The organism is Klebsiella sp. JN_Kp121, assembly GCF_040062145.1.
In the GTDB taxonomy this organism is placed as follows: Bacteria; Pseudomonadota; Gammaproteobacteria; order Enterobacterales; family Enterobacteriaceae; genus Klebsiella; species Klebsiella aerogenes.
Genome location: NZ_JBEAHX010000008.1, coordinates 76,865 through 90,017, shown reverse-complemented (window position 1 = coordinate 90,017; position 13,153 = coordinate 76,865). Strand labels below are relative to the sequence as shown.

The following is a 13,153-nucleotide window of genomic DNA, read 5'->3' as shown; positions in this document are numbered from 1 at the left end:
TTATTACTCCATCAATAAACAGGAAAACGTTTATGACTAACATGAGTCAGGCTCCGGCGACGGAGAAGAAGGGTGTTAGTGACCTGCTGGGATTTAAAATCTTCGGTATGCCGCTTCCCCTTTACGCGTTTGCGTTAATTACGCTATTACTTTCACATTTTTATAACGCTTTACCCACCGACATCGTCGGCGGTTTTGCCATCATGTTTATCATCGGCGCTATATTCGGTGAAATTGGCAAACGCCTGCCAATATTCAACAAATATATAGGTGGTGCTCCAGTAATGATTTTCCTGGTAGCCGCTTATTTTGTTTACGCCGGTATTTTTACGCAGAAAGAAATCGATGCTATCAGCAACGTTATGGATAAGAGTAACTTCCTTAACTTATTCATCGCGGTATTAATTACCGGAGCAATTCTGTCGGTGAACCGCCGCCTGCTGCTGAAATCTCTGCTCGGCTATATTCCAACCATCCTGATGGGCATTGTCGGCGCGTCTATTTTCGGCATCGCTATCGGCCTGGTGTTCGGCATTCCGGTGGATCGCATCATGATGCTGTATGTCCTGCCGATCATGGGTGGCGGCAACGGCGCGGGCGCGGTTCCGCTGTCGGAGATCTATCACTCCGTCACCGGTCGTTCTCGCGAAGAGTACTACTCAACCGCTATCGCTATTCTGACCATCGCTAACATCTTCGCCATCGTCTTTGCCGCCGTCCTCGATATCATCGGCAAAAAACACACCTGGATGAGCGGCGAAGGCGAACTGGTGCGTAAAGCCTCGTTCAAAGTCGAAGATGACGAGAAAGCGGGACAAATCACGCATCGTGAAACCGCCGTCGGTCTGGTGCTTGCCACGACCTGTTTCCTGCTGGCGTACGTCGTCGCGAAGAAAATCCTGCCAAGCATTGGCGGCGTTTCGATTCACTACTTCGCGTGGATGGTGCTGATCGTTGCAGCGCTGAACGCCTCCGGCCTGTGTTCACCGGAAATCAAAGCCGGCGCCAAGCGTCTGTCTGATTTCTTCTCTAAACAGCTGCTGTGGGTACTGATGGTCGGCGTCGGCGTTTGCTACACCGACCTGCAGGAAATCATCAACGCCATCACCTTCGCTAACGTCGTTATCGCCGCCATTATCGTTATCGGCGCAGTGATCGGCGCGGCGATTGGCGGCTGGATGATGGGCTTCTTCCCAATTGAATCAGCGATCACCGCTGGCCTGTGTATGGCTAACCGCGGCGGTTCCGGCGACCTGGAAGTTCTTTCTGCCTGTAACCGTATGAGCCTTATCTCTTATGCGCAAATCTCCTCCCGTTTGGGCGGCGGTATTGTGCTGGTCATCGCCAGCATCGTGTTCGGCATGATGATTTAACCCATACGCACGATGGCGCCGTTGAGCGGCCGAAGAAGTTGACCCAGTCAGGGACCAGCGCCGGGGGCGGCTGCGGGAAATCCACCCTGCTCCTTAGCCGGAAGCGTCGACAAGCTCGCCAACCAACGCGCCATCGTGCCCTTATTCGAGATTTTTTATGACTGATGCCGTTCTGTTAGGCGAAGGCTTCACCCTGATGTTCCTCGGCATGGGCTTCGTGCTGGCGTTTCTGCTGCTGCTCATTTTCGCCATCCGGGGAATGTCTCTCGCCGTTACCCGTCTGTTCCCTGAGCCGCCTGCCGCGCCCAAACCGGCGCCTGCGGCCGTCGCGCCCGCTGACGACTTCGCCCGTTTAAAGCCGGCGATTGTCGCCGCCATTCATCACCATCGCCGCCTTAATTCTTAATTCACGGAGGAATTCATGACCGTTGCCATTACCGATGTCGTCCTGCGCGACGCCCACCAGTCCCTGTTCGCCACCCGTCTGCGTCTCGACGATATGCTGCCCGTTGCGGCTGCGCTCGACGACGTCGGCTACCGCTCCCTCGAATGCTGGGGCGGCGCCACCTTTGACGCCTGCATCCGCTTCCTCGGCGAGGACCCGTGGCTCCGCCTGCGCGAGCTGAAAAAGGCGATGCCGAAAACCCCGCTGCAGATGCTGCTGCGCGGCCAGAACCTGCTCGGCTACCGCCACTACGCCGATGACGTGGTGGAGCGCTTTGTCGAGCGCGCCGTCAAAAACGGCATGGACGTCTTCCGCGTCTTTGATGCCATGAACGACCCGCGCAACATGCAGGCCGCCCTGCAGGCGGTCCGCCGCCACGGCGCCCACGCCCAGGGCACCCTCAGCTACACCACCAGCCCGGCGCACACCCTGCAGACCTGGCTCGACCTTACCGAACAGCTGCTGGAGACCGGCGTCGATTCCATCGCCATCAAGGACATGTCCGGCATCCTCACCCCGCATGCCGCCTTTGAGCTGGTCAGCGAAATCAAAAAACGCTATGACGTCACCCTGCACCTGCACTGCCACGCCACCACCGGCATGGCGGAGATGGCGCTGCTGAAGGCCATTGAAGCCGGCGTCGACGGCGTCGATACCGCCATCTCCTCGATGAGCGCCACCTATGGCCACCCGGCCACCGAAGCGCTGGTGGCTACCCTCGCCGGCACGCCGTACGACACCGGCCTCGATATCCACAAGCTGGAGAGCATCGCCGCCTACTTCCGCGAGGTGCGCAAAAAATACCACGCCTTCGAAGGCCAGCTGAAAGGCACCGACAGCCGTATCCTGGTCGCCCAGGTGCCGGGCGGCATGCTCACCAACCTCGAAGGCCAGCTGAAGCAGCAGAGCGCCGCCCACCGTCTGGATGAGGTACTGTCGGAAATCCCCCGCGTGCGCGAGGACCTCGGCTTCATCCCGCTGGTCACCCCGACCTCGCAGATTGTCGGCACCCAGGCGGTGCTCAACGTGCTGGGCGGCGAGCGCTACAAAACCATTGCGAAGGAGACCGCCGGTATCCTGAAAGGCGAATACGGCCACACCCCGGCGCCGGTTAACGCCGCCCTGCAGGCGCGGGTGCTCGACGGCGCTGACGCCGTCACCTGCCGCCCGGCCGACCTGCTGAAGCCGGAGCTGGCGGAGCTTGAAGCCGACGTCAAACGCCAGGCGCAGGAAAAGGGCATCACGCTTGCCGAAAACGCCATCGACGACGTGCTCACCGTGGCGCTGTTCCCGCAAATCGGCCTGAAGTTCCTCGAAAACCGCCACAACCCGGCGGCCTTTGAGCCGGTGCCGCAGGTGGAAGAAGCCACCTCTGCCGCGCCGGCAAAAGCCGCCGCCTCCGGTATCTACACCGTGGAAGTGGGAGGCAAAGCCTTCGTGGTCAAAGTCAGCGACGGCGGCGACATCAGCCAGCTCAGCGCCGCTGCGCCGGTAGCCGCTGCTGCCCCGGCCCCGGCCCCGACTGGCGCCGGCACCCCGGTGACCGCGCCGCTGGCGGGCACCATCTGGAAGGTGCTGGCCAGCGAAGGCCAGGCGGTGGCGGAAGGCGAGGTGCTGCTGATTCTGGAAGCCATGAAGATGGAAACCGAAATCCGCGCCGCGCAGGCCGGTACCGTACGCGGTATCGCAGTGAAATCCGGCGATGCGGTGGCGGTCGGCGACACCCTGCTGCAGCTGGCGTAAGGACGAGGAGCGCAAATGGAAAGTCTGAACGCCCTGATTCAGGGCATGGGGCTGATGCACCTGCAGGCCGGCCAGGCCGCGATGCTGCTGGTCAGCCTGCTGCTGCTGTGGCTGGCGATTGCGAAAAAGTTCGAGCCGTTACTGCTGCTGCCGATTGGCTTCGGCGGCCTGCTCTCCAATATCCCGGAGGCCGGGCTGGCGCTGAGCGCGCTGGAAAACCTGCTGGCCCATCACGACCCGGTCCAGCTGGCGGTGATTGCCGCGAAGCTTAACTGCGCGCCGGACGTCCACGCCATCAAGGAGGCGCTGGCGCTGGCCCTGCCGTCGGTACAGGGGCAGATGGAGACACTGGCGGTGGACATGGGCTACTCCTCCGGAGTGCTGGCCATCTTCTATAAGGTGGCGATTGGCTCGGGTATCGCGCCGCTGGTGATCTTTATGGGCGTCGGGGCGATGACCGATTTCGGCCCGCTGCTGGCCAACCCGCGCACCCTGCTGCTGGGGGCGGCGGCGCAGTTCGGGATCTTCGCCACCGTACTCGGGGCGCTGACGCTGAACTACTTCGGCTTCATCCACTTCACCCTGCCGCAGGCGGCGGCCATCGGCATCATCGGCGGCGCCGACGGCCCGACGGCTATCTACCTGTCGAGCAAGCTGGCGCCGGAGCTGCTGGGGGCCATCGCGGTGGCCGCCTACTCCTATATGGCGCTGGTGCCGCTGATCCAGCCGCCGATCATGAAGGCGCTGACCAGCGACAAAGAGCGGAAGATCCGCATGGTGCAACTGCGTACGGTGAGCAAACGCGAGAAGATCCTCTTCCCGGCGGTGCTGTTGCTGCTGGTGGCGCTGCTGCTGCCGGACGCCGCGCCGCTGCTGGGGATGTTCTGCTTCGGCAACCTGATGCGCGAAAGCGGCGTGGTGGATCGGCTGAGCGATACGGTGCAGAACGCGCTGATCAATATCGTCACCATCTTCCTCGGACTGTCGGTGGGGGCCAAGCTGGTGGCGGACAAGTTCCTGCAGCCGCAGACGCTGGGGATCCTGCTACTGGGGGTGATCGCCTTCTGCGTGGGTACCGCCGCCGGGGTGATCATGGCGAAGCTGATGAACGTGTTCAGTAAACACAAGATCAACCCGCTGATCGGTTCCGCCGGGGTGTCGGCGGTGCCGATGGCAGCAAGGGTGTCCAACAAGGTGGGTCTGGAAGCGGACGGGCAGAACTTCCTGCTGATGCACGCGATGGGCCCGAACGTGGCCGGGGTGATCGGCTCGGCGATCGCCGCCGGGGTGATGCTCAAGTACGTGCTGGCGATGTAAGCCGGCATCCTTCCCGGGTTGCGGCTGGCGCCCAACCCGGGCAACCACACCAGCGCCCGACTCAATGGCTTTTGATCGGGCGTTTTTCTGAAATTATTGGATCTGTGTGCCATCTGGTAGCACGCAGGCCGCCAAACGAGGAAACTAACTATTTAATGTCTATCGGCCCTATGTCTACCCGCAAAATCACCCACTGGTTTGCAAGGCGATCCTTTCAAAACCGCATCTTCCTGCTGATCTTATTTACCTCGACCGTCGTCATGTTGGCCATGTCCTGGTATCTGACAGACATTACAGAGGAACGTCTTCATTACCAGGTCGGACAACGGGCGCTGATTCAGGCGATGCAAATTTCGGCGATGCCGGAGCTGGTGGAAGCGGTCCAGAAACGCGATCTCGCGAGAATCAAAGAACTTATCGACCCCATGCGTTCATTCTCTGACGCCACCTACATTACCGTTGGCGATGCGCAAGGCCGACGTCTGTACCACGTTAACCCTGATGAAATCGGCAAATCGATGGAGGGGGGCGATAGCGATGAGGCGCTGTATAACGCCAAAAGCTACGTCTCTGTGCGCAAAGGTTCATTAGGATCATCGTTACGGGGTAAATCGCCGATTCAGGACGCCAGCGGGAAAGTCATCGGCATCGTGTCGGTCGGCTATACCATTGAACAGTTAGAAAACTGGCTCAGCCTGCAGATAAGTTCGCTACTGATCCCGATGGCGATTATCCTGCTATTACTGCTGTATTGCGCCCGCCGCTTCTCGTTGCATATCAAAAAGCAGATGCTCAATATGGAGCCCCAGCAGCTATCGCAACTGCTCATCCAGCAAAGCGTGCTCTTTGAATCGGTGTTTGAAGGGCTTATCGCCATAGACTCAAACTATAAAATAACCGCGATAAATCAGACCGCCCGCCGTCTGCTTAATCTGAGCCAGCCAGAGCCGACGCTAATCGGCAAAGGGATCAGCAGCGTTATTTCGCAAGAGGCCTTCTTCTACGATGCGCCTCACGAGAATAAGAAAGACGCGATCGTCACTTTTAATCAGATCAAAGTGATCGCCAGCCGTATGGCGGTGATCTTAAATAATGCGCCCCAGGGATGGGTAATTAGTTTTCGTAGCAAAGATGATATCAATACCCTCAGCCTGCAGCTCAGCCAGGTGCAGCAGTACGCCGATAACCTGCGCGCCGTACAGCATGAACACCGTAATTTGATCTCGACTATCGCCGGACTGCTGTTTCTCAAACGCTACGATCACGCATTGGATCTGATTCAGCAACAGTCAGAAAGCCACCAGAAGGTGCTCGATTTTATTGCGCGTAATTTCCAGGATAATCACCTTGCCGGGTTACTGATCGGTAAATATTACCGGGCCAAAGAGCTCGGCCTTGAACTGGTGTTCGACCCATCCTGTTTCGTCGATAAACTTCCCGGCGCGCTTTCGCACAGCGAATGGATCTCGATCGTGGGGAATCTTCTCGACAACGCCTACAATGCCACTTTGCGCCAGCCGCTGGGATCGAAACAGATCGAATGTTTGATTAACAGCGATGGTCATGAACTGATTGTCGAGATCGCCGATCAGGGTTGCGGCATTGACGAGGCGCTACGCGATCGGATCTTCGAACGCGGCGTCACCAGCAGCGCCAGCGGCGATCACGGTATTGGGCTCTGGCTGGTACGCAGTTACGTAGATCAAGCAGGCGGCAGTATCGTCGTCGAAAATAATATTCCTTTTGGCACCATCTTTACTCTTTATATCCCCCTGACCCGAGATGAACATCATGGATAGCATTACTACTCTTATCGTTGAAGACGAACCTATGCTGGCGGAAATCCTGGTGGATACCATCAAACAGTTCCCCCAGTTCAACGTTATCGGCATTGCGGATAAACTGGAAAGCGCAAAAAAAATGCTGCGTCTCTACCAGCCGCAGCTGATCCTGTTAGATAACTTTCTCCCTGATGGCAAGGGATTGGATCTGATTCGCCACGCCGTCAGCACCAACTACAAAGGGCGAATCATTTTTATTACCGCTGATAATCATATGGATACCATCAGTGAAGCCCTGCGTCTGGGGGTATTTGATTACCTGATTAAGCCGGTGCACTATCAACGTCTACAACACACCCTGGAGCGCTTCGCCCGCTACCGCAGTTCGCTGCGTTCAAGCGAACAGGCCAGCCAGACTCACGTCGACGCCCTGTTTAATATTCAGGCTCGCGAGCAAACAGAGCCCGCTGAAGCGCCGCTGCGCGGGATCGATGAAAGTACCTTTCATCGTGTGCTGCAGCTGTTCTCTGACCCGAAAGTAGTGCATACCGCTGACTCTCTGGCTCGCATCCTCGGCAGCAGTAAAACCACCGCCCGCCGCTATCTGGAACAAGGCGTTAAAAACGATTTTCTGGAAGCGGAAATTAGTTATGGCAAAGTCGGCCGACCGGAGCGCATTTATCGCGGCAAGCATCCCTATCCGGAGCATGCCTGAAACACTTACTCGAGGTTATAGCTGACGATCATCTGCCCTTTTTTCATTTTCAACTGGCTGATAACAATATTCCCCAGCGCCGCCAGACCGGCAACATGGGTACCGCCGCAGGGATAAGCCGGCAAATCGCCAAATCCCACCGCGCGCAAGCCATTAGCAAAGGTGATGCGGCGCGGTAAATCCTGTCGTTGCCACGCGCTCACCTGCGCCAGCAGTGCGCTGGCTTCCGGTAATACGGCGCCAGCGCCGGCAGCAAACGTAATCCGCCCCTCTCCCGGCCAATGATGCGCCTTCACCGGCCGCCAGCCAAACTGCTCGCCTGCCAGCCCCAGCAAATGACCGGCTGAGTGCTGGCGGGCATGTAGCTGCCGCGCAGAGGCATCGATTCGTATCTTCACCTCGCCCAGCGGCAGCGGCTGCTCAACAATATGCAGTACGCTATCGCCGCGTGTAGCGACCGTCATTACGACCTGCTCGTCGATCCAGCCGCTATCCGACGGCTGGCCGCCGCCCTGTGGATGAAACAACGTACGATCAAGTTCAATGGCGTAACGGCCATCGGCTTCGGCGCGACAGCCGATAATCTGTGCGCGCCCTTCGGTGGCGTCGCTGGCGTAATAAACACGTTCAGTCATGGTTGTTCTCCTCTCTGTCAGCACAGTATATTGATAATATTGACAGCGATAATCTCCTCTACAACCAATGCACTTTTGCTCCAAGGGCACAAATGAATTTAAACCTTCTACCTGACCTCGCCCTCTTTGTACAAATTGTCGAGCAAGGCAGCTTTTCCGCCGTCGCCCGCCAGAACGGCCTTACCCCCTCCGCCGTGAGCCGCAGCGTCTCGCGGCTGGAGCAGGAGATGAGCTGCAAGCTGCTGCACCGAACCACCCGCAAACTACGGCTGAGCGATGCCGGGAAAGCGGTGTATGAACCTGCGCTTGAAATGCTGGAAGCAGCGCGACAGGCCATGGACTCCGCCGGGAGTACCCAAACGGTGGCTCAGGGCAAACTGACCCTGAGCGTGCCGAAGGCCGTCGGACGCTTTGTCATCCATCCGCTAATGATGAGCTTTTTCAACCAATATCCGCAGGTAGACGTCTGCTTACGGTTGGAAGACCGCGACCTTGATTTTATCGATGACGGCATTGATCTGGCGCTACGCATCACCCATAGCCCCTCCCCTGGCCTGCATGGCAAACCACTGATGCCGATCGCGCATCTCATCTGCGCCACTAAGGAGTATTTACAGCGCCACGGTACGCCGCATACCCCGCAGGATCTGCGCGCGCATAGCTGCATCAGCCTTGGCGAAACGCCCGCCGACGCGCGGTGGAAATTTCGTCGCGAAGGCAAAAGCGAAACGGTGCAGACGCATGGGCGCTACGCCGCTAACCACACCGCCGTGCGTCTCGATGCCGTTAAGCAACATCTGGGTATCGGCAGTCTGCCGCTGTTTACCGCTCGCGAAGCGCTGGCAAAGGGTGAAATTGTGCAAGTGCTGCCGGAATGGGAATTTATCAGCAGCTATTCCGGCAATCTGTGGTTGTTATGGGCAGGCCATAAGCATATGCCCGCCAGGATGCGGGCAATGATTGATTTTCTTAGCGAGAAGGTGCCGGCGCTGAACGCAGGCAACACATTGCCAGCGATAAAATAAAAAACCACGGGAAAATGAACCCCGGTAAGAACCAAAGACCGGATCGGCCAATGTCATGCATTCGACGGAAACCTACCGCCAGCATCGGAATAGTCATTGGCAATAGCAGCACAATATCCACTGGAACGACAAACAGGATAAACATCCCGTAATCATCGTTGTATGACATCGCCAGATACCACAGCAGCAGCGGCGCTGACAATATCAGTAAATTGAAGATCAAAAATGCCCAGAACTCCAGTCGACCAGCGCGACCGGTAAAATTAAAGGCCTCTTTCCAGCCGTTCAGATATGCCTGTCCATAGGTCATGATTTTTCTCTCCCTGAGCATGACGTTAATTATGGTGGATCGGTGTAATAGCTACCTTATCAGGTACAACTGACCTGAGGGTAGATAATCCACTATGAATAATAAATGAACTGGCGCAAGAAATGGATTTATAAACCTGAAAAAAATAAGGCTGGCAGCGACACCGCTGCCAGCATGGGTTGAAATCAATTAATGACTACTGGTTAATTGATTTTTATTATAATTAATAAGGCCACCGGCTTTGATAATATCTTGTTCTGATGAAGTTAATTTCTCCATATACAGCGTTATCTGCTGCACCGGGCGATGGTCGCTAACGACAAAAGCGGTGATATCACTTAACTCGCCCTTCAGCGCGCTTTTTATTGCCGGGATATAGATAAAATCGCCGACCTCGAAATCAGGCGCCTCTTTCATCTGCAGCGGCAGCATTCCCCAGTTAATCACATTGGAACGATAGCGCTTGGTCGCGTACTCCTGACAAATATTTGCCAACCCGCCAAGTACTCGCTGGCAGCTGGCAGCCTGCTCTCGCGCCGAGCCATCACCGGGTTTCACCGCATAGATCATGCTACCGATCTCCGTCTGCGCCGCGGTAATATTTTCCTGACCCGGCAGCAGCCGTATCTGGGAAAATATATTTTCCAGCTGTGGATTTAAACGGCAAAGATCTTCACCATTGACGCGTTGTTGCTCGATGGCGGCAATTTTTTTAGTCCGCTCCACATACTGCGGATCGCGTCGGGAAAGGGTAAATTCCGCCAGGCCTAACGGGTTTGAACGAAACGATGATGTTTCACCTGATGGTATCAGTTCGTCGGTAGTGGTCACCGGATCCATTATTTTTGAAGTAACGGCTAACAGAATATTATCCGTTAACGCATTCATTTCCGGCCAGTCTTTGATATTTGGGCCATAGATCAGCGGTTGCTGCGTAACACCTTTAACGAATCCCTGATAAACCCGGTTTTTATAGGGGGAAACATCAAATTCATATTCCTGAGCTTCGTGCCAACAATCAAGCTCCGCCGCCGAGGTTAACAATCCCCCGTTAGCGGCCGTCGCGGCAATTGAACGCGCATCCATCAGCGCCACCGCTGACATTTGCCCATTACCAGGCTTGGAACCTTCACGGTTCGGAAAGTTACGCGTCGTATGACGGATGCTCAAGCCGTTATGCATCGGGGTATCGCCGGCGCCAAAGCAAGGGCCGCAGAATGCGGTACGAATAATGGCGCCCGAGCTCATTAAATCATTGATCATCCCCCTTTTCGTTAACGCCATCAGCACCGGCTGAGAGGAGGGATATACAGAAAGTGAGAAAATATTGTCGCCACAGGAATGATGCCTCAGGGCATTAGCCGCCTGCGCCACGTTGACATAATTTCCTCCCGCGCAACCAGCAATAATCCCCTGCTGAACGCGTAATTTGCCATTCTCTATTTTGTCCAATAGGGACAGCTTCGCGCGCCCCAGCGAGATTTTCTCAGATTCAATTTCAACTTCGCGTAAAATATCCGGCAAATTCTGATTAAGCGTATCAATTTCATAGACATTGGCAGGGTGAAACGGTAGCGCGATCATCGGCTTGATGGTGCTTAAATCGATCTCAATGCAGCCATCGTAGTAAGCCATCTCTTTGGCTGACAGCGCCCGATAGTCTTTCTCTCTACCATGAAGCCGCAAAAAGGTTTTCGTCTCTTCATCGGTCTGCCAGATGGAGGACAAGCAGGTGGTCTCGGTAGTCATTACGTCAATACTGTTTCTGTAGTCGGTCGACATACTGGCCACGCCGGGGCCGACGAACTCCATCACTTTGTTCTTCACATAACCGCTTTTGAATACCGCACCAATCATTGCCAGCGCAATATCCTGAGGGCCAACGCCAGCGGCAGGTTTACCGGTTAAATACACCGCGACAACATCGGGATAATCAATATCCCAGGTGCTTCCCAGTAGTTGTTTAACTAACTCACCGCCCCCTTCACCGACGGCCATCGTCCCCAGCGCGCCATAACGCGTATGGCTATCCGAGCCCAGTATCATTTGGCCACCGCCGGCCATCATCTCGCGCATGTATTGGTGAATAACGGAAATATGCGGCGGTACATAAATGCCGCCATATTTCTGTGCTGATGTAAGACCAAAAATATGATCGTCGCTGTTAATGGTACCGCCCACTGCACAAAGTGAATTGTGGCAATTGGTTAAAACATACGGCAAGGGAAAGCGCGTCATTCCAGAGGCCTTAGCCGTCTGGATGATGCCCACGAAGGTGATATCATGGGAAGCCATGGAATCAAACTTTATTTTTAATTTCTGTTCATCGCCAGAAATATTATGTGCTGACAGTATTGACCAGGCGATGGTTCCCTTCCGCGCAATATCTTTAGCGACAGGATTTGCGCACTCCTCTTCCGGAATGATCCCGTACTGATGGGATAAATATACCCCACGATCGTGTAATTTGATCATGACTAGCATCCTTAAGATAGATTAAATAATAACGGTGTTCTTTTATTCGTGACTCTACGAATAAAAAGGAAAGAATATCGGCAGCAAAATAAAACTGACAATTACCGAGATGGCAATCAGAGGTAATCCGACTCTGACATAATCCATAAAGCGATATCCCCCGGCGGAAAAAATCATCATATTCGCCGGCGTGCCAACCGGTGTCGCATAGGCACATGAACAGCCAATGACAATAGCCATCAACACCGCTCGGGGATCAGCGCCCATTGAATTTGCAATAGACAGGCCAATGGGAATAAGCAAGGCCGCCGTTGCGGTATTCGACATAAAATTGGTTAATACGCAGGAAATAATCAAAACGGCACTTAACAATAAGAACGGTGAAGCCTGTTGACCAAGCAGATCGATAATTGAGCGGGCCATGATTGCACCAGCGCCAGTGGTTTCGAGTGCTTTCGCTAAAGCTAATGTGCCGCCAAAAAGGAAAATCGTCTGCGAGTCAATTGACTGATACGCCTGTTTTTCAGTAATCACGCGTGTAATAACCAAGAATAAAGCGCCAATTGAACCGATAATCGCAATCGGCAAACCAATGACGTTCTCAAAAATCATCCCCAGTACGGTAAATACCAACACTAAAACAGCAATTACTTGCTTATATTTTGGACAGTCAACTTTCCTGCTCTTTTCTGATTTCCCCGCAGTACTCACAGATTGCGCTGGCAGCAGTTTATAACCGATGGTCAAAAAGTAGATGATCCCGCAAAGCAGCATGGGGATACCCAGTTTGGCATACTCGAAAAAACCGAAGCGCTGCCCGACTTGCTCCAGAGCTGACTGGGCGATCAGATTACCCGGCGAGCCAATAAGCGATAAGTTTCCGCCCAACGCTGAAGCAAACGCCAATGGCATCAACAAACGGGATTGCGCATAGCCGGACTTAACCGCGGCACCAATGACCACCGGAATCAGTACCGCAGCGGTTCCCGTATTAGACAGAAAACCGGAGAGTATTCCGCAAACCAACATAATAATAACGATGAGCTGCTTCTCCGAGCGAGCGTAACGGGTAACGATTCCGCCAATTTTATCCGTCACCCCTGTCTCAAATAAGGCGCCGCCAACCACGAACATTGCCACAAATAAAATAACGTTCTGATTAATAAACCCCGCAAAAGCCGTTTTTACATCAAAAACGCCTGTTACGACTAAAGTAATACAGACGATCATAGCCGTAGCGGCCAGAGGGATTTTTTCCCAAACAAACATCACAATTGAAAATAACAACAGTGACAATGTAATTGCTACTGGTGACATAAAGTTATAACACCTCT

General features: G+C 54.9%; 11 protein-coding genes. 7 read left to right on the top strand and 4 right to left on the bottom strand.

What is annotated here, in order from left to right; all coding sequences use genetic code 11:
- The first annotated feature begins 32 nt into the window (after positions 1–32).
- The 6 genes from citS (at position 33) to ABLU86_RS13495 (ending at position 7,374) form a co-directional block, all read left to right on the top strand.
- Entirely contained in the window at positions 33–1,373 is a 1,341-nt protein-coding gene (gene citS, locus ABLU86_RS13520; protein ID WP_042893961.1) for a citrate/sodium symporter CitS, read from the top strand.
- Between the two features lie 157 nt (positions 1,374–1,530).
- Positions 1,531–1,779 (top strand): oxaloacetate decarboxylase subunit gamma, encoded by a 249-nt coding sequence (locus ABLU86_RS13515; protein ID WP_015703617.1) that lies wholly within the window; start codon positions 1,531–1,533, stop codon positions 1,777–1,779.
- A 15-nt stretch (positions 1,780–1,794) separates the two neighbouring features.
- Positions 1,795–3,561: a sodium-extruding oxaloacetate decarboxylase subunit alpha gene (oadA, locus tag ABLU86_RS13510; protein ID WP_110916580.1), complete on the top strand. Its 1,767-nt coding sequence runs from the start codon at positions 1,795–1,797 to the stop codon at positions 3,559–3,561.
- 15 nt (positions 3,562–3,576) lie between these two features.
- Positions 3,577–4,878, top strand: coding sequence for an oxaloacetate decarboxylase subunit beta (locus ABLU86_RS13505; protein ID WP_020079636.1), 1,302 nt, complete (start codon positions 3,577–3,579; stop codon positions 4,876–4,878).
- Between the two features lie 170 nt (positions 4,879–5,048).
- Positions 5,049–6,677 (top strand): sensor histidine kinase, encoded by a 1,629-nt coding sequence (locus ABLU86_RS13500; RefSeq protein WP_045358816.1) that lies wholly within the window; start codon positions 5,049–5,051, stop codon positions 6,675–6,677.
- The gene (locus ABLU86_RS13495; RefSeq protein WP_015368314.1) at positions 6,670–7,374 is read left to right on the top strand and encodes a response regulator; all 705 of its coding nucleotides are present in this window, start codon (positions 6,670–6,672) and stop codon (positions 7,372–7,374) included. Before ABLU86_RS13500 ends, ABLU86_RS13495 begins: the two co-directional genes overlap by 8 nt.
- Positions 7,375–7,379: 5 nt before the next feature.
- Here ABLU86_RS13495 and ABLU86_RS13490 read toward each other — a convergent pair whose 3' ends face one another.
- Positions 7,380–8,009: an alanyl-tRNA synthetase gene (locus ABLU86_RS13490; protein WP_032715994.1), complete on the bottom strand. Its 630-nt coding sequence runs from the start codon at positions 8,007–8,009 to the stop codon at positions 7,380–7,382.
- Positions 8,010–8,101: 92 nt separating this feature from the next.
- Between ABLU86_RS13490 and ABLU86_RS13485 the strand changes: the two genes are divergently transcribed.
- A complete protein-coding gene (locus ABLU86_RS13485; protein WP_047080133.1) occupies positions 8,102–9,034 on the top strand; it encodes a LysR family transcriptional regulator in 933 nt (310 codons plus the stop codon).
- Here the strand turns inward: ABLU86_RS13485 and ABLU86_RS13480 are convergent.
- The 3 genes from ABLU86_RS13480 to ABLU86_RS13470 form a co-directional block, all read right to left on the bottom strand.
- Entirely contained in the window at positions 8,979–9,344 is a 366-nt protein-coding gene (locus ABLU86_RS13480) for a DUF805 domain-containing protein (protein ID WP_047080134.1), read from the bottom strand. The genes ABLU86_RS13485 and ABLU86_RS13480 overlap by 56 nt on opposite strands.
- A 189-nt stretch (positions 9,345–9,533) precedes the next feature.
- Positions 9,534–11,819 carry a hydratase gene (locus tag ABLU86_RS13475; RefSeq protein ID WP_348796308.1) on the bottom strand — a complete coding sequence of 762 codons (2,286 nt, stop codon included), beginning with the start codon at positions 11,817–11,819 and terminating at the stop codon, positions 9,534–9,536.
- Between the two features lie 54 nt (positions 11,820–11,873).
- On the bottom strand, positions 11,874–13,136 hold the full coding sequence (locus tag ABLU86_RS13470) for an SLC13 family permease (protein WP_045388739.1): 1,263 nt from the start codon (positions 13,134–13,136) through the stop codon (positions 11,874–11,876).
- Positions 13,137–13,153: the final 17 nt, after the last annotated feature.

Coding starts and splice junctions, on each gene's coding strand:
- ABLU86_RS13505 (WP_020079636.1), top strand. CDS start 3,577: ATGGAAAGTCTGAACGCCCTGATTCAGGGCATGGGGCTGATGCACCTG.
- oadA (WP_110916580.1), top strand. CDS start 1,795: ATGACCGTTGCCATTACCGATGTCGTCCTGCGCGACGCCCACCAGTCC.
- ABLU86_RS13470 (WP_045388739.1), bottom strand. CDS start 13,136: ATGTCACCAGTAGCAATTACATTGTCACTGTTGTTATTTTCAATTGTG.
- ABLU86_RS13515 (WP_015703617.1), top strand. CDS start 1,531: ATGACTGATGCCGTTCTGTTAGGCGAAGGCTTCACCCTGATGTTCCTC.
- ABLU86_RS13475 (WP_348796308.1), bottom strand. CDS start 11,819: ATGATCAAATTACACGATCGTGGGGTATATTTATCCCATCAGTACGGG.
- ABLU86_RS13480 (WP_047080134.1), bottom strand. CDS start 9,344: ATGACCTATGGACAGGCATATCTGAACGGCTGGAAAGAGGCCTTTAAT.
- ABLU86_RS13495 (WP_015368314.1), top strand. CDS start 6,670: ATGGATAGCATTACTACTCTTATCGTTGAAGACGAACCTATGCTGGCG.
- ABLU86_RS13490 (WP_032715994.1), bottom strand. CDS start 8,009: ATGACTGAACGTGTTTATTACGCCAGCGACGCCACCGAAGGGCGCGCA.
- ABLU86_RS13485 (WP_047080133.1), top strand. CDS start 8,102: ATGAATTTAAACCTTCTACCTGACCTCGCCCTCTTTGTACAAATTGTC.
- ABLU86_RS13500 (WP_045358816.1), top strand. CDS start 5,049: ATGTCTACCCGCAAAATCACCCACTGGTTTGCAAGGCGATCCTTTCAA.
- citS (WP_042893961.1), top strand. CDS start 33: ATGACTAACATGAGTCAGGCTCCGGCGACGGAGAAGAAGGGTGTTAGT.